We start from the raw sequence: 19,280 nt of genomic DNA on the forward strand, positions 1-19,280 counted from the left end.
AATCAACTATTAGAATTATCAGTAGGTTCGGTTTCGGTAGATACAGACGAGGCTTTCGCCTTCTTACGTTGCTCTTGGGTTTGCCTTAGCCTGAAAACGGTCATTACCACGCCCGACAATGCATAAAGAAAGGCGGCGGCAAACAAGATTACCGAGGGTTTTAAGGTCACCACCACCACAACCAATACAATCAGCAACAGGGTGACAAAAGGTACCTTGTCTTTCAGGTTAAGCTCTTTAAAGCTGCTATAACGAACATTGCTGACCATTAGCAAACCGGTTGCCAGTGTGACAAACAATGCGAAACTGGCTTCAAAACCCGTTTCAATCTGATTCACCTCAACCATCCAAACCAGACCCGCCAGCACCGCCGCCGCTGCTGGACTTGGCAAGCCTTGAAAATAGCGCTTATCAGCTACCCCGACTTGAGTGTTAAAACGCGCCAAGCGCAAAGCCGCGCCAGCGGTAAATACAAAGGCAATTAACCAGCCGAGCTTACCAAAGTCACTCAACATCCACTGGTATATCAACAAGGCGGGGGCCAAACCAAATGACACCATATCGGCAAGGCTATCATACTCGGCACCAAACGCACTGCTAGAGTTGGTCATACGGGCAATACGGCCATCCAAGCCATCAAACACCATCGCAACAAAAATCGCAATCGCACCGGCAATAAAGTCACCGTTCATCCCTGCAATAACCGCATAAAACCCCGCAAACAAAGCCAGCGTGGTCATTAGATTGGGTAACAGATAAATACCGCGTTCAAAAGGGGGTTTCACATCATACCTCTAAATTTAAAATCACCCATCATTCTACCTTGCTTGCACGGCTTTTCAAACTGCAAACTCAAACAATCTCGCCCCGTCCAACAGCAAAATAACGAAAGCCTTTATCTTCTAACAAATCAGGCTCAAAAATATTGCGTCCATCAAAAATGACTGGCTGACGCATTAACTGTTTCATTTGCTTAAAATCAGGGCTCCAAAACATTTTCCATTCCGTCAAAATGACCAAAGCATCAACACCATCAAGGACGCTGTACATATCATCGACCAAGGTGACGCCCTTGCGATCGCCCCAATGCTTCATAAAATCAGCGCACGCCGTCGGATCATAAGCAACGACCTCGGCACCTTGGGCAACAAACGCCTCTAATGCTTTTAAACTAGGCGCATTTTCGACTGTGGCCGTATTAGGTTTAAACGACAAACCCCAAACACCGATTTTAATTCCGCGTAAGTCATTATCAAAAAAGCGCCAAGCTTTACGAAACAGCACTTCTTTTTGCGTTTCGTTATTCGATAGCACCGTGCGTAATAAATCCGCATCATAGCCCTTACCCTGCAAGGTACCTACTAAAGATTTTACGTCCGCTGCAAAGCTAGGACCACCAAAACCACAACCTGGATAGAGGTAACTAAACCCTATGCGTTTATCTGACCCTAAACCCTGACGCACCTCCTCAAAGTCTATATTAAAATGCTCCGCATTGTTTGCCAGTTCATTAATCAAGCTAATTCGCGTTGCTAATAAAGCATTAACGGCATATTTAGTATACTCGGCTGCACGCGTTGACATCACTTTAATCTGATCCGTCATCCGGTTAAACGGGCGCATTAAATCACGCATGACTTTTAAAGCCGCTTTATCAGTTCCACCCAGAACAATACGATCTGGGCGCATAAAGTTTTCAATCGCCGAGCCTTCACTAATAAAGTCGGGCATCGCAACCACCGCCACCTTAACCACCACGCCACGCTCCGCCAACGCCAACTTTAACTTGGCCTCAAAACGGTCTGCAGTGCCTATTGGAAAAGTGCTTTGGTTCACCACCAACACATCAGTTTTGACTGTCTCACCAATAAGCTTAATCACCGCTTCAGCACGATCCATCCGCCAAGAAGGCGTGCTTAAAATCAACACATCACCGTGCGCAATACCTTTTGCCCAGTCAGACTCAAAATGTAAACGCCCCTCGTCTTTTTGCTGGGCAATCAGACTATTTAACCCAGGCTCCTCACGCGGTAAACGGTTCGCATTCAAATCCTCAACCTTGACATAGCCGACAGGTAAAGACAGCACATCATTACCGGCATGTGCTAGCGCACCCGCTGTCACCAGGCCTGTTAATTCACAACCAAAAACTGATACTTTCATAGTCCTTTCACCTTGTTTAATAACCCAGCGGTGGAACAATCAAACCCATCGACTAACGCGGGCTCCTGCATGGCTTGGTAGGTTTCCTTTGCAATCAACTTACCTAACTCAACACCCCATTGATCAAAAGGGTTGATCTCCCAAATCACCGACTCAACGAACGTCTTGTGCTCATATAACGCCACCAGCATGCCTAAAGTCTTAGGCGAAATGGTTTTCATCAGCAAGGTGTTTGACGGTTGATTACCCGCATAATGCTTAAATGGCGTATTAAAGCTTGCTTGCAGCGATTCAGGAATCGCCGCATCCCCCAACATTAATACACGAGATTGCGCAAAACAGTTCGCCAAAGCTAAACGGTGCTGGTAACGCAAACTTTCATTTTTATGTGAGTGTGAACTGGCATCATAATCATCACGCTCAATCGGCGCAATAAAATCACACATGACACCCTGTGTGCCCTGATGCAACAACTGATAAAATGCATGCTGCGCATTCGGCCCAACCTCACCCCACAAAATTGGACAGGTTTTATAACTGACCGCTTCACCTTCACGGTTAACCGACTTACCATTACTCTCCATCACCAATTGCTCGAAATAAGAGGGGAGATATTTTAAGCGCGCATCATAAGGAAGAATGGCTTTGGCATTGATGTTCAAAAAATTAATATTCCAAATGTCAATTAACCCCATCAACACCGGCATGTTTTCAGCTAACGGTGCGCTCGCAAAATGCTGATCCATTAACCCAGCACCTTCAAGCATTTGATAAAAGCCTTCCATGCCGACTTTTAGTGCAATCGGAAATCCAATCGCCGACCACATCGAATAACGCCCACCCACCCAATCCCAAAACAGCAACTGGTTTTCTGGTGGAATCCCCCACTGCGTCATCATGTCTGGCTTGGTGGATACACCAATAAAATGCTGTGCCATAATCGTAGCTGGATTGCTAATACGCTCTTCCAACCAATCCTTAGCGGTTTCCGCATTCGACAATGTATCAATCGTGCTAAACGACTTAGAGGCCAAAACGAACAGGGTGGTTTCTTGATTTAAACACTTAAGCAAGTTAGATGTTTGCGTACCATCGATCGATGAAATAAAGTGTAGATTTAACGGTGATGTTTGCGTCTGCAATGCATGCGTGACCATTAAGGGACCTAAATCAGAGCCACCAACACCGATATTCACCACATCCGTAATCGGCTTGCCACTATAACCACGCCAATGACCCGCGCGCATTTTATTAACGATTTGCGTCATCTTCACAAACTGCTGACGCACCTCAGGCTGGACCTGAGCAGCAAATCCTGAAACATGCGCTTCACCGCGAACACGTAAGGCAGTATGAAGCGCTGGACGATCTTCTGTATCATTCACCTTATCGCCCGATACCAAGCGTCCAATCCAGTCTTCTAGCTTTTGTTGTTCGGCGAGTGCAAACAATCCGTCCATGACGCTGGACTGAATTCTATTTTTAGAATAGTCCAAAAACAAATCATCTACTTGAAGACTATAGCGCGCTGATCTACGCTCATCCTCAGCAAACAACTGCTTCATGTGTACTTGACCCGCTTGCGAACCTGCTAATTCTTGTAAAGCTAACCACGCTGCTGATAACTCAACCCCCATACCGCCTCCTAAGGTTCTATCTAATTAACTTAAGTCCAAGCTAGCCAGGTACTGACGGAAGTCAGCACCCAACACCTTGTCACGTAAAGCATATTCTATGTTTGCGCGCAAAAAACCCTGTTTATCACCACAGTCGTAGCTTTTCCCGCCACTAAACTCATAACCAAACATCACTTCTTCGCTCAACAGCGCCGCCATCGCATCCGTAAGTTGAATTTCACCGCCAACACCGGGCTTTGTTGACCTCAGCAACTCCATCAAGCGCGGCGTAAAGATATAACGCCCGACCACCGACAAATTCGAGGGGGCTTCTTCAGGTTTGGGTTTTTCAACCAGCTCAGTGATGCGTAAATCCGCATCCAATACGCCAGCAATACCGTATTTTTGCACTTGATCATCCGGCACCTGCTCCAGGGCAATCACGCTGGTATGCACCTTACGATAATACTGCGACATCTGCGCTAGGCAGCCTTTTTTAGGGTGATGCATTAACACATCAGGCAATAACACCGCAAACGGCTCATCAGGCGCAACAATATGCGATGCACACAAAATAGCATGCCCCAAACCCAAGGCCTCAGGCTGGCGAACACTTATAAAATTCACGCCTTTTGGCGTAATCGACTTCAACGCGTCAATGCGATCGTGCTTGGCCGACTCAATCAACTTACTCTCAAGCTCATAATGACTATCAAAGTGGTTTTCTATCGCATTCTTACTGGAATGGGTTACAAAAATGATATCGGTAATACCTGCCTCTGCCGCTTCCTGCACAATATACTGAATCAGTGGCTTATCCACCACGGTTAACATTTCTTTTGGAATCGCCTTTGTCGCAGGCAAAAAACGTGTTCCAAGCCCCGCTACGGGAATAATTGCCTTCGTTAAACCTCTATGCACCTTAAAATATCCTTATTTTAAATTGATCTCTTAACCCATATTACCAAAATTTCAGCCGAATCGTCAGTTTCGCAGTGGAAATTCATTTGCTGACAGAAAGCCGGCACATCCTTTAAAGCACTCTTATCCGTAAGCCTTAACTTAAAAACCTCTTCGCTAGCATGCTCAACTAGGCTTTTTTTAAGTTTTATAAGCGGCATTGGACAGCGATAATCCGTTAAATCTAATTCAATCACCTTACACCTCTCAAAAAAATCTCATCTATAATGCATATACTAAGCTAACTAGCTCACAAAGGTTACACCAAAATGCACAAAAAATACCCTCTGCTCATGATGACACTCATGCTATTTTTTTACAGCATCAGCGCCAATGCACACAACCTACCGGACTTAGGCTCCCCAGGCCTGGTTATTTACGACCGCCAAACTGAAATTGAACTTGGGCGTGCCTTTACTCAAGCCTTGCACAACGACGTGGACTTAATTAAAGACCCACAAGTACTCAGTTATGTTCGGCGTATCGGACATCGGATTGCAGAACACGCTCAAGACAACCGTAACTATCGTTTTTATGTGATAGATGATGACGCGATTAACGCTTTTGCAGGACCCGATGGCATTATTGGCATTCATAAAGGTCTCATCCTCGCGGCTGACACCGAAGATGAACTCGCCTCGGTAATTGCGCATGAAATTGCCCATGTCACACAACAGCACCTTGCCAGACGTTTTGAACAACAATCCAGCCTCAATGTCACCAGTTTTGCCTCTTTACTCGCCGCTATTCTCATCGGCACCCAAAACCCAGGAGCCGGTGTAGCCGCACTGATGGGCGCGACCGGGTTAAGCATGCAAGAGCAACTGCGTCACTCGCGCATCCATGAACACGAAGCCGACCATATTGGCATTACACTACTACAAAAAGCAGGCTACGATCCACATGCCATGGCGCATTTTTTTGGCAAACTAGCTAAACAACAACAGATTTATGAATTTCGCCCCCCCGAAATTCTCATGACTCACCCGGTAACCGAAACACGTCTTGCTCAGGCCACCCACCGCGCTTCACAGTTATCGAAAACACAGCACCAACATGACCCACTAAATTTAGGACTTATTCAACTAAGACTCAATCCAAAACGCGCCACACTTCAGTCTCGTACGGGCCTACTAAGCACACTTGAATGCTACCAGCAAACACTCAATGCACACAAACAGCAAAATACACCCTGTTTAAGCGAAGCGCTGAACACCCATCCTAATAACCGGCTTCTAAAACTTAAACATATCCGCCAACAACAAGGTCTAAACCCAAACCGCGCCGTCAGCGACTATGCAAAGCTCATTGAACTCTACCCGCAAGATGAAGCCATACTGTTACTTTTTGCTCAAGCCTACCGCACCCTCGGCCAAGAAGAAAATGCCCAAACACTGATTATTAGCCACCTGGACAACAAGCGATATAAATATGCGCTCTATCAAGAACTCAGTCAAAGTTTTTCTAGTCAACAACGACTCGCTGAGGCCTACTTATTTGAAGCCTTTGCTTATTTTGATCTCGGTAATCTACAGCGTGCCCAGCACCTACTCATGCAAAGCAAAAGAACCCATCGCCCCATCGCGAATATATACCAAAAAACACAGCAACAATTAGCGACACAAATTAAACCAAACAAAAACTAAAACAGAATTGAAATGGCGTCAAAACGCACCTCATAGAAAAAACTTTATTGGGCAATTAAATATTGCTATAGCGATTTTAAACAAAAAACTTGCTTTTAACCGCTAACTCCGTAAGCTTACACTTCAAGAGCAAGAACAAAAGCTCAAAGATAATTTCATGACTTACATTGTCAATGAAAAAATAATAAGAGACTCTTTAGGAGGGAGAATGAAAAATTCTAAAATCAACACAGCCATAGCGGCGTTAACCGTTTCTGCGGCCTTAGTTTCAGCACCGGTTTATGCAGCAACCGATGCCGCAGCAAAAGAAGCTATGGATAAGCGTATTGCCGAAGGTAAAGAGTTAGCATTTAGCCGAAGTCAAGGCAACTGTTTAGCTTGTCATAATATTATGAATGCTATGGGGCAACCGCAGGGTACCTCCCCTGGTACAATCGGTCCTGCATTGGTCATGCCAGCGATTCGTTTTGGCACTAAACAAAATCTGTATGATAAACTTTGGGCACCAGAAGGTACATTTAAGGATGCACCTCGCGCTGGTGAACAAATCAGAGTTAAATACAGCATGATGCCTTATTTCGGCGCTTATGGTATCCTATCCGATGATGAAATTAGTAAAATCGTTGATTATCTATGGAGCTTAAATCCATAATCCAGCGTTACTTTTTGATTCTTATAAAAATTATTAAAACCTAAATTGGGAGTTTTAAATCTTATGAAACGTAGATCATTCCTTAAAGCTACATTAGCAACCGGTGCAGCGTCAGTTGCAGTAAGTGCTGGCCTTTTAACACCTTCAACTGTTTTAGCTAGCTGGAACAAAGGTGCTTTTGAAGCAAAAAGCGTTAATGACGCATTAAATGGTATTTTCGGTGCATCAAATGCAGCTACTTCTGCTGATGTTAAATTAACCGCTCCAGCAATCGCTGAAAACGGTGCTGTTACACCTGTAACTGTTGATGCATCTGGTATGTCTGGTGTTGAATCTATTGCTATCATTGCATCTTCAAACCCAACGCCTTTAGTTTGCGAATACAAGTTCCAAGGCGCAGCTCAAGGTTTCGTGTCAACTCGTATTCGTATGGGTGAAACACAAACCGTTATGGGTGTTGTGAAAGCAGGCGGCAAGCTATTTAAAGCTGAACAAGAAGTTCGTGTAACCATTGGTGGTTGTGGCGGTTAATTTCTGCCCTATTCGGTTCAAGCTAAACTTAAAATAGAACAATTTTGAAAAGGAATTAAATATGTCTATCAATATCAGAACTCGTGGTCAAGTAAGAGGCGGCGTTGCAGAAATTAAATCTTTGATTCGTCATCCAATGGAATCTGGTGCGCGTATGGACCAGTCAACTGGCCGTCCATTCCCGATGAAGCTAATCACCAATGTTGATGTTTCTGTAAACGGCAGCAAAGTTGTTGACGCACAATGGTCAGCTAACATCTCTACTAACCCTTACATGCACGTAAACGTTGCGGCAAATTCTGGCGACGAAGTGACTATCAACCTAGTTGATAACACAGGTGAAACAGGTTCAGAGACCTTCAAACTAAGATAAGTTTGAATCGGCGTGCATTTTTTGCACGCCAACATAAAAAAATCATAAGAACAATAAAGCTCTCCAACGGAGGATTATAATGAAGAAGACACTTTCAAGTGCCATTGCCCTAGCCCTCGCGACTGGCTTCGGTACGACAGCCATTGCGGCTGATCACAGTGCACACGCAGAAAAAAGTCGCACAGATTTAGTAGATTATTTCAAAGCTAAACATCCGAATCGCCCAGTAGAAGATTATATCCATGGAATTTATGGTTATGATGAAGATCGTAGAATGCAATGGGCTGCTGAGGAAGAATTTCCGCAGTATTTAGAGTTTGTTGAGCGCGGTGAAGAACTGTTCAACAACGACAAAAATGCTTACATGGGCTGCCTGGTTAATTCTGACAAGGGCGTTAGCAAAATTAGACCAAGCTACCCTTATTTTAATGAAACAACTCAAATGGTCGTGACATTAGAAGGTGATATTAATCGTTGTCGTACTGAAGCTGGATTAAAGGCTTACGGTTGGAAGCGTGGTAACCTTGCACATGTCAGCGCCTATTTAGGTTATGAAGCACGGGGTGAAAAAATCAATGTCCAGATTAATTCTGAAGGTGCAGCCAAAGCATTTGCTCACGGTGAACGTGAGTTTATTGAGCCTCGCGGCCAGTTAGGATTAGCTTGTGCTAGTTGTCACGTATACAACGCATCAGCTCGTGCTCGTTCAGATATCCTTTCACCTGCATTAGGCCACGTAACGCACTTCCCTGTTTGGCGTGGTAAATGGGCCCGTGCTGGTGGTGATGGTTTAGGAACGTTGCATCGTCGCTACGAAGGCTGTCACAAAAACATGCGTCATACAGCTTACAAAGTACAAGATGAAGAGTACCGCAATATGGAATTCTTCCAAGCCTATATTTCGAATGGTTTAGAAATCAATGCGCCAAGCTATCGTCAGTAATTTTGATGAATGCTTTAAATAAAAAAACCCGGTTAAAACCGGGTTTTTTTTATTTACTGACAAAAATCACAGTTTATACTCAAGCAACTGCTCACCCTCATACATCCAGTCAAACCCTTGTCTTACCCATCTCTCAACAGCAAGAATCAAACTAGGGTCATTTACCCCCATTTTCTGCGCGATAACAAAAATCTTATCACGCTCATCCGGGCTAAAATGACCATCCTTGTAAGAGATACGAATCAGCTCTTGTAACGTGATAATCTTAGACTCGTTGGTGTCCATCACCTTCAATAAATCTGGCACGACGAGATGAGATTTATTTAGGTCCAATTCAATGCCGTACTTCTGACTTAATTCACGTAAATAATCCAACTCACCCTCTGAAACATCATTATCAGCGGCCGCCATCATCACCGCCAAATCAAATAAAGCTTGGCGCTGTTGGGCTGTTAATCTTTCTATAAACATGGCGCTCCCCTTAAAGGTTTATTTTCCGCGTTTTTCAATTTGAGTCACATCACGTACCGCACCAAATGCCGCGCTGGTGGTCATCGCCGCATAAGCTCGCAAAGCCGCACTGACATGACGCTGACGTTTTTCAGCAGGCTGCCAGGCCTGGTCACCTTTCTGCTCCATTTTTTGACGACGTTGCGCCAACTCATAGTCTGATACCTTTACATTAATCGAACGATTAGGAATATCAATTTCAATAATATCCCCCGGTTCAATCAAACCAATATTACCGCCTTCAGCGGCTTCCGGTGACGCGTGCCCAATCGATAAGCCAGAGGTGCCGCCTGAAAAACGACCGTCGGTTAATAATGCACAAGCCTTGCCCATTCCTTTTGATTTAAGGTAACTGGTTGGGTAAAGCATTTCTTGCATGCCTGGCCCGCCCTTAGGTCCTTCGTAACGAATAATCACCACTTCACCGGCTTTGACCTCATTACCCAAAATCCCAGCTACCGCTGAATCTTGGCTTTCGAATATGCGTGCTGGGCCTGAGAATTTAAAAATCTCCTCATCAACACCGGCGGTTTTAACGATACAACCATCCTGTGCAATATTGCCAAACAACACGGCTAGGCCACCATCTTGGGTATAGGCGTGCTCTACCGAACGAATACAACCATTTTGCGCATCATCATCCAGGGTCTTCCAACGCTTGTCTTGGCTAAAAGCCTGGGTAGTTCGTACATTACCTGGCGCCGCACTATAGAATTTTTGTACCGCCTCTGAGGGCTCACGTGAAATGTCCCACAACTCAATCGCTGCGCCTAGGGTTGAGGCATGTACGGTATAGGTAGTCGGATCAATCAAACCACCTCGATCCAACTCACCCAACAAGCGCATAATGCCGCCAGCACGATGCACGTCTTCCATATGATAGATTTTGGAGTTAGGGGCTACTTTTGACAAACATGGTACTTTACGCGACACCGCATCAATATCCGCCATGGTAAAACTCACATCGGCTTCATGCGCGACGGCTAATAAATGCAATACCGTGTTGGTTGAACCCCCCATCGCCACGTCTAATGCCACGGCATTTTGGAAGGCGCTAAAAGTAGCAATCGAACGCGGCAATACATTGTGATTATCCTTTTCATAATAGTCTTTGGCGATTTCAACAATCCGACGCCCCGCTTCTTCAAACAAATGCTTGCGATCCGCATGAGTCGCTAACATCGAACCATTACCCGGCAAGGCCATGCCTAACGCCTCGGCCAAACAGTTCATCGAGTTGGCGGTGAACATCCCCGAGCAAGAACCACAGGTAGGGCAAGCGGAAATTTCAACGGCTTCAACGTCGGCATCGCTGACATTATCATCCGCCGCCATCACCATCGCATCCACCAAGTCGAGTTTGATTTCCACACCACCTAAGATCGACTTACCTGATTCCATCGGGCCACCGGATACGAAAATCGTTGGAATATTTAAACGCATCGCCGCCATTAACATACCTGGCGTAATCTTGTCGCAGTTTGAAATACATACCAAGGCATCCGCACAGTGGGCATTTACCATGTATTCAACCGAATCGGCAATCACTTCACGCGAAGGCAAGGAATAAAGCATGCCGTCATGCCCCATCGCAATACCGTCATCGACCGCAATAGTGTTAAATTCTTTCGCCACGCCACCGGCTTGTTCAACCACGCGCGCCACCAACTGCCCCATGTCTTTTAAATGCACATGACCAGGTACAAATTGGGTAAATGAATTGGCAATCGCGATAATCGGCTTGCCAAAATCTTCGGTATTCATGCCGGTGGCACGCCATAAGGCGCGTGCGCCAGCCATATTTCTGCCATGGGTACTGGTTCTTGAACGATATGCGGGCATAGTTAAACTCCTTAACTCAATTAGTTCGCCGTAAAAACCGGCGGTTTGTTATACTTGCAATTAATAATAGTTATAATTTTTTGATATTTTCTCACAACTGTCCTAAAGCATGAAAAAATCTGACATTGAATTTCTTAATAGTTTACGCCAAGCCTCTGGCTATGTGCATTTACATCGCGGCAAAACCTGCGTTATTTATTTGCCAGGCGATTTATTTCTTGATAATCAAGCATTACAAGAGTTCGCCGAAGATATTAGCCATCTTCACGCCTTTGGTTTAAAAATCGTGCTGGTAATGGGCGCCACCCCACAAATCAACCAAGCGCTAGAAAATGCGGGGATGGATTGGCAACAGCAGCAACAATTTCGTATCACCTCCGCCGCCATGCTGCCCGTTTTGCAACGAACGCTCGGCGAGGTGCGCAGCCAACTTGAAGCCGCGTTTAGCCGCCAGCAACCGCTAAGTGGTCATCCGCTCACTCTCTGCTCAGGCAATTGGGTGATTGCCCAACCCAAAGGCGTGATTAATGGCATCGATTTTCAATACACAGGACAGACGCGCAAAGTCAATGAAGAGGCGATACGTGCGATCCTTGACTCTGGCCAGGTGGTATTACTCACTCCCCTTGCCTACTCACTGACAGGCGAAGTATTTAACCTCAATACCTTGGAGCAGGCCTGCAGCGTCGCCAATAAACTTCAGGCTGACAAGCTGATGGTATTCACTACGGCTGAACAAATGCAAGGCTTGCCACGGCAGGTGAGTTTAACCGACCTTAAAACCTTCCAACCCCACAATCAAGATCAAGCCCAATTGATTGACCTACTCAGTGAACAAACACGTCAGGTTAAGCGGATTCACTTAATGAATGAATCCGACCCCAGCAGCCTCATCATCGAACTATTTAGTCGAGATGGCATAGGCACCCTCGTGTTCACTGACCGCTATCATCAAATTCGCCAAGCGCGGATTGAAGATGTCAGTGGCATTATCGACCTGATTGCCCCACTGGAACAAAAAGGCATGCTGGTTAAGCGTTCTCGTGAACGTCTCGAACTTGAAATCAACAACTTCAGTGTAATTGAGCGCGATGGACATATCATTGGCTGCGCCGCGCTTTATCCATACCAAGGAGAAACCGCTGAAGATCAGGCCGTCGAACTCGCTTGCTTAGCAGTGGATAGCCACTACCAAGGTCAAAGTTTAGGCGAGCAATTGCTTGCCCATTTAGAATCCAGCGCTAAACAGCTGTCGTTTAACCGACTGTTTTTACTAACCACTCACACCCATCACTGGTTTATTGAACATGGATTTGTGCCCAGCTCGCTGGAACAGCTACCGAGTAGCCGCCAAAGCCTGTATAACTATCAGCGCCAATCCAAAGTGCTAATTAAAGAGCTTACATGAATTTTGCCGATCAAATTGAACAACCGACTATAACGTCACCTGTTAACCTCATCCAACACCGATTTCGTGGATTTTTGCCCGTCGTGGTAGATGTAGAAACCGCTGGCTTTGAAGCCAACCACCACGCCCTATTGCAAGTCGCGGTGATGACCTTGCGAATGGATGAACAAGGACAACTCCACCCCGACCAACTCTATCAAGAAAACATCCTACCGTTTGAAGGCTCTAAACTCGATGCCAGTGCCTTAAAATTTAATGGCATTGACGACCCCTACCATCCATTTCGCGCCGCTAAACCAGAGCGCACTGCCTTGGAGCAATTGTTCGCACCTGTCCGCACCCAAATCAAACAAACCGGCTGCACCCGTGCGATTTTAGTAGGCCATAACGCGATGTTCGATCTTAATTTCATCAAACACGCGAGCGAACGCACCAAAGTAAAATGCCCATTCCATCTGTTTAGCACCTTTGATACCGTATCACTAGCAGGCCTGGTCTATGGTGAAACCGTGTTAAGCAAAGCCGCTATAGCGGCCGGACTCGAGTGGGATAATAAACAGGCGCATGATGCCGCTTACGACACTGAACGCACCGCACAGCTGTTTTGCAAAATAGTCAATCAATGGCCGCTAGTCAAACCGCAAGAACCGGCCTAACCCGCAAGGCAAACGCATCTAAATAATAAAAAAATCATCACAATAGTCATGATTAATCTCGTTCCCACGCTGTGCGTGGGAACGCAGACCGATTTAACCTATGAAACAACGCTCAAACCCAAGTCCAAGGCGCTCCCACGTTCAACGCTAACGTATGCACATATGTTTATAACTCGCTCCCACGCTGTGCGTGGGAGCGCTGTTGCTGGTGTGTACAATAGAATTTCTGGTATTTTACAGTGCTAAAAAGTTACACAATCAGTTTAATTCACTCATTACTGTCTCGAATGGGCTGGCATTCCCACGCACAGCGTGGGAACGAGAAAAGAAGTGTGCATACGTTAGCGTTCAACGTGGGAGCGAGACCTGATTGTAAGTTTTTGATTTATTATTTACTTTAGATGCGTTTGCCCTGGGCTAACCCGTCGCCCAAATAAAAAAGCCTGCTAATGCAGGCTTTATTAACAAGGTAGCAAGCTAAAACTAACTCGCTACTTTGGCATTTGCGGCTGTCATCATCGACTTTAATTCACCTGAAGCGGCCAACTCCAATGTAATATCACAACCGCCTTGCAATTCACCATCAATATACAACTGTGGGAAGGTAGGCCAGTCTTGATACTTAGGTAAAAACTCATAAATACCCGGGTCAGCTAATACATTCACAAACGCAAACTTCTCGCCCGTTTCTACTAATGCGGCCGCGGTGCGGCTTGAAAAACCACAAGATGGCATCTGAGGCGTGCCCTTCATATATAACACAACCGGATTATTTTTTACTTGTTCATCAATTTTTGCCAAGGTTTCTTGTTCTGCACTCATTTGTAACGTTCCTTAATTCCTGATTAAAATGCTCGGTTATTATACAACATTTGGATTTCTTTTTACATATCGTTCTACATAGCGCTACATACTGGGCGCATTCGAAATAGTCATTCACCAGGCCTGGCTAGTAACCTCGTTCCCACGCTCTGCGTCACTGCCATTAAGTTAAGGATTTTGGGGCAATACGGAGCAAACCAACTTGTGTCATTGCGAGGCCGAAGGCCGTGGCAATCTCTGACAGACTGAGCACGCCCTTGAGAGATTGCCGCGTCGCTGCGCTCCTCGCAATGACCGTTTTTTTCTTAACTTAATGGTAGTGACGCTCTGCGTGGGAATGCAGACCGATTTAACCTATGAAACAGCGCTCAAACCCAAGTATAAGGCGCGCCCACGTTCAACGTGGGAGCGAGAAAATGGCCAAATCCAGCTTTTTTGCAGCCGATTGGCTTTAGTCCGACAGGCTCCTAGCACAGGTAATACTTAACCGATCGCCCTTTGCCTTGAGCTTGCAGAACCTCCAACTCAACCAACTCAGTTAAATCACGCGCCGCGGTGGCATCGGACGTGCCGACTAGGTTTTTATATTTGCGCCTAGCGATGCCGTCATCAAAATCATCGGTTTCCAACAGGCGCGCCAATAATTTGCGTTGGCGCTCGTTAAACACGTGCGCACGATGTTGATCCCAAAACTGCGTGGCATAACGCACCTTTTCCAATCTCTGCAAACTGGTTTGCGCTGCGGCTTGCACGCAGTTTAAAAACCAAACGATCCATTCGGTTAAATCGCCCTCGCCTTTCTGGGTTTTTTCCAGCACTTGATAATAATCGGATTTTTTTCGCACCATTTCGCTAGAAATCGAATACAACCGAATATCAGTATCATCAGCTCGCGCCAAACAGCGTTCAGCTAAAATACGAGATAAACGCCCATTGCCATCATCAAACGGGTGAATAGTGACAAACCAAAACTTAGCGATTGCCGCCTTCAAATAATCGTACACAGGATAATCTGTATCTGACTGCTCTTGATTCAACCACACAAGAAACTCATCCATATAAGCTTCAACGCAGGCGCGTTGCTCACACGGCGCTTGAAAATGCACCACTTCCTTGCGCCCAAAATGCCCGGACACCACCGCCATCGCTTCATCTCGATAATCGCCCAGCGTGACTTCTTTTAACCTTGGAACTTCAATAAACAACTGCGCTTGCCAATGTTGAAGTTGCGCATGATCAAGCGGTTGATCCGCGTTACGAACCGCCTCCAGGAATACTTGCGTAAAGGCTTCGTAGCGTTTGTCTGTCGGTTTGGCATTAGGTAAACCCAAATGGCGCGCAATACTGGAGCGCACCGAATCGCGGTCAAGAACCTGCTGTTCAATTAGAGAGGTAGACAAGGTTTCATCCAACAACACTTGGCTTTCAAACACCAACCGTTTTTCCGCTGAAAGTTGATTGGCTAAAGCAATTAAAGGCGCAACCGCTCTGACCGTGTTCAACAAACACGGCATCACCTGCGCCTGATCAAAAGACCAGTTCGGCCAGTTTGCATATTGCCATACCCATTTTTGCGCCATATTTAGACCCACGTGAGACGATTAATTGACTTAATTGTATCAGTTTATGAGTCGATTAGAACACCAAATCATCTCAAAACCAGGAGAAATGCATCTAAATAATACAAAAATCATAGCAATAGACATGATTAGCCTAGTTCCCACGCCGTGCGTCACGGCCATTAAATTAAGTAATTTGTGGCAAAACCGAGCGAACCAACTTGCGTTGCGAGGCTAAAAAAATCACGCGGCATTGCGAGGCCGAAGGCCGTGGCAATCTCTTGCAGACGGCGCACGCCCTTGAGAGAGTGCCGCGTCGCTGCGCACCTCGATATGACCGTTTTCTTCTTTGGCCGCTGTTAATCATCAAACATTAAACGCGGATTCCTTCATCGCCTGCTCTGCTCGGCTAATCCCCAAGCGGTGTGCAACTGTTTTCCATGCCTTAACCGCATTTAACACCTCATCATAAATTTGAGTTGCTTGGACTTCAGAAAGCCGAAAAAAATCTTTCACTTCAAAAGCCAACTGGTAGTCTAAGGCGTTGTCTGTATCGGTAATGTTCAGATGAAGACCCCGCTTGCCAACAATTGGATTTAAGTCATAAGCAGGTGATAACTTCCATCCGTTTTTGACCAGTAAAAAACCGTGGTTTCTCAGGTGATCATCTGTATTAGATACCGCAATATTAAAGACAATTCGACGCCAAAGCTGGGCTAAATCAGTTTCAGTTTGTGCGCCTTGTGCGGATAAGAATTCAGCCATCTCCAAATAGCTGGCTCCCTGCGACTGCTCACCATAATAGTATTGAAGCTGAGTCATCGCCGAAGAAAAGTGCAGCCGCTGCTCACCCTGCCGGTCAAAACGTTTGGTTAAAAAAGTATGATGATGCGATGATAGCTGCCTGATCTCACTTGGAAACATCTCAACACCCGCCGCTAAAGCCAACTCATAACAGACCATTTCCCAAGCGCCCACATCATGGGTATCGTTTAAATTAGGAAACTTAGCTATCCATAAATGATTATGCTCATCAGTCACGCAAGCCTTAGGCCTAGCACCACCAAGAGATGAACCAGGAGCAATCAACATTTTTAACCAGCGATAATAGTCATCACTGTCAATGTTTTCGTCGTTTTCAATTTGAATGGCCGCCTGCTCTAACGCACGAAGCGAGGCCATAGGTGGCGCAGCGAATTCTGTATTATTGTCCAGAAAAAAATCCGCACCAGCCAGCTTAAATCGAATCCCTCCCATGCGGTAAGAATCATGAACACCGAGCAAGTAATCCAACTCACTTAATCGACTAGTCACACGAATACCCTTACGTGCTTCAATAACAGCACGGCGCTGCATCAAAATCCGCCCCCAGCGGTCAGGAGATGAATCCAAAAATGCACAAAAGTTTCTATCGGCCTCGTCATTATAAAGTTCGCCTGCGTGCAGCGTCAGCATAGGGTCAATTTGTAGGCGATAAGGTGATGTTAGAAATGCCTTATCGTAGGTAAAGCTAAACACGCCACCTCGGCTTGAGTCACTGTAAGTGAGATGCCCAACTAACACGGGGGCTTTAATGGGATACCAATCGGCATAGACTTGAACAATTTCACGGCTCATTTCGAACCACCCAACAATTTGATGTTTTGCAGCTTGATACCCACCTCATCGTGAGCAGCCATCTCCGCAAAATTGTTTTCCATTCCCAACACCGCCATAACCTTCAAGTAAGTGCCGATAGCAACCCCCGGATCACCCGCAAAAACCTTGTTAAGGGTTTTAGGATCAAAACCGGTTCGCTCACACAACAACTTTTTCGTAAAACCACGACGCTTCATAGCGAGCAATAAGTCTTCACCAAAAAAAGCGAGGATTTTTCGCTGCTTTGGAAACAGTATATTATGCAAATCACGCTTAGCCACACCACCCTCCAATTGGACTATATTCCCTGTAATCGTTAAAGAGTGGGAATATAGTCCAATTGAGTGAGATTGACAAGTGCCAAGAATTGTTTAAAGGATACCCATTTTTAATTTCACACAATAAAAAACCTTCAACCACTCAAACTATCTTTAATTAAAAGACAATTTTTTTTAAACTGTCACTCATGGATAAAAAAACACTCATTAAACAGCTTATCGCCGATATTATCGACAATGGTTTTTTAACCCAGCTAAGTTTTCGTTATCAGCAGGATCATGGCAAGCTTCTGGAAAACCTGATTGCTATTAATTTGCGCGCTCAAAATCAAAGTCTGCACTTTATTAAAGGTTCGCAAGAATGCGATTTTGTTTTTCAAACCAACGAAGGGATGATGCCTTTACAGGTCGCCTATGCTATGATCTCAGCCACCCTGATACTTTGGCGCGCGAGTTGAATGGGTTGATTAAGGCGGCGGCATTTTTGAATGCACAAAAAGGATTTATCATCACCCTCAATGAAGCACGTGAGTTCATGCATCAAAATATTGAGGTGAAAATTTTACCCGCTTGGCAATTTTTATTAACCGAGTTGGGCCAATAACTTTTACCTTCGCAGGTCATTTTTGCTTTAGATGCGCGGGTGCTCCTCCTGGCTTTAGCCCTAATCGCTAAGCTTAACAATAGCCATCTATTCAGCTAAGCAACACCTCTTCGATACTGCGCGGTAGGCTTTGCTCAAGTGCTAACAATACGACATCAATTGCAACAATATTTTTCCCGATTGATTTTTTATGCTAAGATCCTACTCTATAACCTATTTGGAAGGGATGGCATGACAATGGAAGCAATCATTCAGGACAATCGTTTTTCTGCATTCTTAGTCTCGCAAGCGACTAAACGCAAAAAATCGCGTTCAAACCCTTTTATCAGGATCGGTTTTACGTCAGCAAACAACATAGAAATTGACCAAAATATACGTTCCAACAAGATACCGCTTGAGGTGATTTCAAAACTTAGCAAAGAGCTGGATTTGAATGAGCAACAGGTTTATTCATTGGTGAATATTTCGAGCTCGACTATTTCAAGACGTAAGAAAGAAGGCAAAGGATTAAAGCCTGACGAAGCAGGAAGAGTTTACCGAATAGCCGCCATTATCTCGCTTGCGGAGTCAACGCTGGGTGAACACGAACGTAGTATTCGCTGGCTAAAAACACCGGCTAAATTCTTGGACGGAGCGGTACCGCTTGAGTTGTTGGAAACCGAAGCCGGAACGGATGAAGTCAGAAAACTCCTCCTAAGAATTGAGCACTCGGTCTATTCGTAATGTTGGTTTATCGTTTAATTAGAGTCCGCTCAAAAAATCAGCGAACAAGAAACCGAACAATTCGAACTCAGCGCTAATTTGTTTTTTTCATGCGCTAACTCTTTTTAGTGATGGCGTAATTCTGTGTTTTTGGATGCGATAGAAGCCATAAATAGCCTATAGGGCGAGAATAGCCCGCTATTTTGGTAAAAATAGCGCCAAAAAAAGGCCTTCAACAGCACCAATAGGTTCATCACCAAGAAGATTGAGTTTATCCAAGCCACGCTGGTGTTGGCGCGCTTGGTTGGAACGCGGTTTAAACCATAGTATTGCTTGGCTTGACCGAATTTGCCTTCAATCGGAATGCGTTGTCGATA

General features: G+C 45.4%; 21 protein-coding genes and 1 pseudogene. 10 read left to right on the forward strand and 12 right to left on the reverse strand.

What is annotated here, in order from left to right:
• Nucleotides 1-2: 2 nt before the first annotated feature.
• The 5 genes from pssA to NA59_RS06920 form a co-directional block, all read right to left on the reverse strand.
• Nucleotides 3-740 (reverse strand): CDP-diacylglycerol--serine O-phosphatidyltransferase, encoded by a 738-nt coding sequence (pssA, locus tag NA59_RS06900; RefSeq protein WP_044410128.1) that lies wholly within the window; start codon nt 738-740, stop codon nt 3-5.
• A gap of 112 nt (nt 741-852) precedes the next feature.
• Nucleotides 853-2,163 (reverse strand): UDP-glucose dehydrogenase family protein, encoded by a 1,311-nt coding sequence (locus tag NA59_RS06905; RefSeq protein WP_044410056.1) that lies wholly within the window; start codon nt 2,161-2,163, stop codon nt 853-855.
• The gene (pgi, locus tag NA59_RS06910; RefSeq protein ID WP_044410058.1) at nt 2,160-3,800 is read right to left on the reverse strand and encodes a glucose-6-phosphate isomerase; all 1,641 of its coding nucleotides are present in this window, start codon (nt 3,798-3,800) and stop codon (nt 2,160-2,162) included. The genes NA59_RS06905 and pgi overlap by 4 nt, the downstream gene beginning before the upstream one ends.
• 24 nt (nt 3,801-3,824) lie before the next feature.
• Nucleotides 3,825-4,700 carry a UTP--glucose-1-phosphate uridylyltransferase GalU gene (galU, locus tag NA59_RS06915; RefSeq protein ID WP_044410061.1) on the reverse strand — a complete coding sequence of 292 codons (876 nt, stop codon included), beginning with the start codon at nt 4,698-4,700 and terminating at the stop codon, nt 3,825-3,827.
• 17 nt (nt 4,701-4,717) lie between these two features.
• Nucleotides 4,718-4,936, reverse strand: a complete 219-nt coding sequence (locus tag NA59_RS06920) for a sulfurtransferase TusA family protein (RefSeq protein WP_157792563.1) — start codon at nt 4,934-4,936, stop codon at nt 4,718-4,720.
• 72 nt (nt 4,937-5,008) lie between these two features.
• Between NA59_RS06920 and NA59_RS06925 the strand changes: the two genes are divergently transcribed.
• From NA59_RS06925 to soxA, 5 genes are all read left to right on the forward strand, one after another.
• The gene (locus NA59_RS06925) at nt 5,009-6,385 is read left to right on the forward strand and encodes a M48 family metalloprotease (RefSeq protein ID WP_052501515.1); all 1,377 of its coding nucleotides are present in this window, start codon (nt 5,009-5,011) and stop codon (nt 6,383-6,385) included.
• 208 nt (nt 6,386-6,593) lie between these two features.
• Nucleotides 6,594-7,037, forward strand: coding sequence for a sulfur oxidation c-type cytochrome SoxX (locus NA59_RS06930; protein WP_044410068.1), 444 nt, complete (start codon nt 6,594-6,596; stop codon nt 7,035-7,037).
• A 63-nt stretch (nt 7,038-7,100) separates the two neighbouring features.
• On the forward strand, nt 7,101-7,568 hold the full coding sequence (gene soxY / locus NA59_RS06935; protein ID WP_044410070.1) for a thiosulfate oxidation carrier protein SoxY: 468 nt from the start codon (nt 7,101-7,103) through the stop codon (nt 7,566-7,568).
• 61 nt (nt 7,569-7,629) lie between these two features.
• Entirely contained in the window at nt 7,630-7,941 is a 312-nt protein-coding gene (soxZ, locus tag NA59_RS06940; protein WP_044410073.1) for a thiosulfate oxidation carrier complex protein SoxZ, read from the forward strand.
• 79 nt (nt 7,942-8,020) lie between these two features.
• Nucleotides 8,021-8,884: a sulfur oxidation c-type cytochrome SoxA gene (soxA, locus tag NA59_RS06945; RefSeq protein ID WP_044410077.1), complete on the forward strand. Its 864-nt coding sequence runs from the start codon at nt 8,021-8,023 to the stop codon at nt 8,882-8,884.
• A gap of 66 nt (nt 8,885-8,950) precedes the next feature.
• On the opposite strand, the gene NA59_RS06950 is transcribed toward soxA, so the two are convergent.
• Both NA59_RS06950 and ilvD read right to left on the reverse strand, forming a co-directional pair.
• The gene (locus NA59_RS06950) at nt 8,951-9,355 is read right to left on the reverse strand and encodes a tellurite resistance TerB family protein (RefSeq protein ID WP_044410080.1); all 405 of its coding nucleotides are present in this window, start codon (nt 9,353-9,355) and stop codon (nt 8,951-8,953) included.
• A gap of 18 nt (nt 9,356-9,373) precedes the next feature.
• Complete coding sequence (gene ilvD / locus NA59_RS06955; RefSeq protein ID WP_044410082.1) at nt 9,374-11,236, reverse strand: dihydroxy-acid dehydratase; 1,863 nt, start codon at nt 11,234-11,236, stop codon at nt 9,374-9,376.
• A 109-nt stretch (nt 11,237-11,345) separates the two neighbouring features.
• Here ilvD and argA point away from each other — a divergent pair, with 109 nt between their 5' ends.
• Nucleotides 11,346-12,644 (forward strand): amino-acid N-acetyltransferase, encoded by a 1,299-nt coding sequence (argA, locus tag NA59_RS06960; protein ID WP_044410084.1) that lies wholly within the window; start codon nt 11,346-11,348, stop codon nt 12,642-12,644.
• The gene (gene rnt, locus NA59_RS06965; protein WP_044410087.1) at nt 12,641-13,300 is read left to right on the forward strand and encodes a ribonuclease T; all 660 of its coding nucleotides are present in this window, start codon (nt 12,641-12,643) and stop codon (nt 13,298-13,300) included. Before argA ends, rnt begins: the two co-directional genes overlap by 4 nt.
• Nucleotides 13,301-13,783: 483 nt before the next feature.
• Here rnt and grxD read toward each other — a convergent pair whose 3' ends face one another.
• The 4 genes from grxD to NA59_RS06985 form a co-directional block, all read right to left on the reverse strand.
• Entirely contained in the window at nt 13,784-14,122 is a 339-nt protein-coding gene (gene grxD, locus NA59_RS06970; protein ID WP_044410090.1) for a Grx4 family monothiol glutaredoxin, read from the reverse strand.
• Nucleotides 14,123-14,589: 467 nt separating this feature from the next.
• Nucleotides 14,590-15,702, reverse strand: a complete 1,113-nt coding sequence (locus NA59_RS06975; protein ID WP_044410093.1) for a Fic family protein — start codon at nt 15,700-15,702, stop codon at nt 14,590-14,592.
• Between the two features lie 345 nt (nt 15,703-16,047).
• Complete coding sequence (locus NA59_RS06980; protein WP_044410096.1) at nt 16,048-17,298, reverse strand: type II toxin-antitoxin system HipA family toxin; 1,251 nt, start codon at nt 17,296-17,298, stop codon at nt 16,048-16,050.
• Nucleotides 17,295-17,600 carry a transcriptional regulator gene (locus NA59_RS06985; protein WP_232504052.1) on the reverse strand — a complete coding sequence of 102 codons (306 nt, stop codon included), beginning with the start codon at nt 17,598-17,600 and terminating at the stop codon, nt 17,295-17,297. Before NA59_RS06985 ends, NA59_RS06980 begins: the two co-directional genes overlap by 4 nt.
• 185 nt (nt 17,601-17,785) lie before the next feature.
• Between NA59_RS06985 and NA59_RS06990 the strand changes: the two genes are divergently transcribed.
• From NA59_RS06990 to parS, 3 genes are all read left to right on the forward strand, one after another.
• Nucleotides 17,786-18,055, forward strand: coding sequence for a DUF4143 domain-containing protein (locus NA59_RS06990; RefSeq protein ID WP_044410101.1), 270 nt, complete (start codon nt 17,786-17,788; stop codon nt 18,053-18,055).
• Entirely contained in the window at nt 18,052-18,201 is a 150-nt protein-coding gene (locus NA59_RS15080) for a hypothetical protein (RefSeq protein ID WP_157792564.1), read from the forward strand. Before NA59_RS06990 ends, NA59_RS15080 begins: the two co-directional genes overlap by 4 nt.
• Nucleotides 18,202-18,432: 231 nt before the next feature.
• On the forward strand, nt 18,433-18,924 hold the full coding sequence (gene parS, locus NA59_RS14310; protein WP_083945002.1) for a type II RES/Xre toxin-antitoxin system antitoxin: 492 nt from the start codon (nt 18,433-18,435) through the stop codon (nt 18,922-18,924).
• Between the two features lie 224 nt (nt 18,925-19,148).
• Here the strand turns inward: parS and NA59_RS15545 are convergent.
• Nucleotides 19,149-19,280 (reverse strand): annotated as a pseudogene (locus tag NA59_RS15545) (transposase); the annotation flags it as partial.

This window comes from Thiomicrospira microaerophila, assembly GCF_000934765.1.
Classification (GTDB): domain Bacteria; phylum Pseudomonadota; class Gammaproteobacteria; order Thiomicrospirales; family Thiomicrospiraceae; genus Thiomicrospira; species Thiomicrospira microaerophila.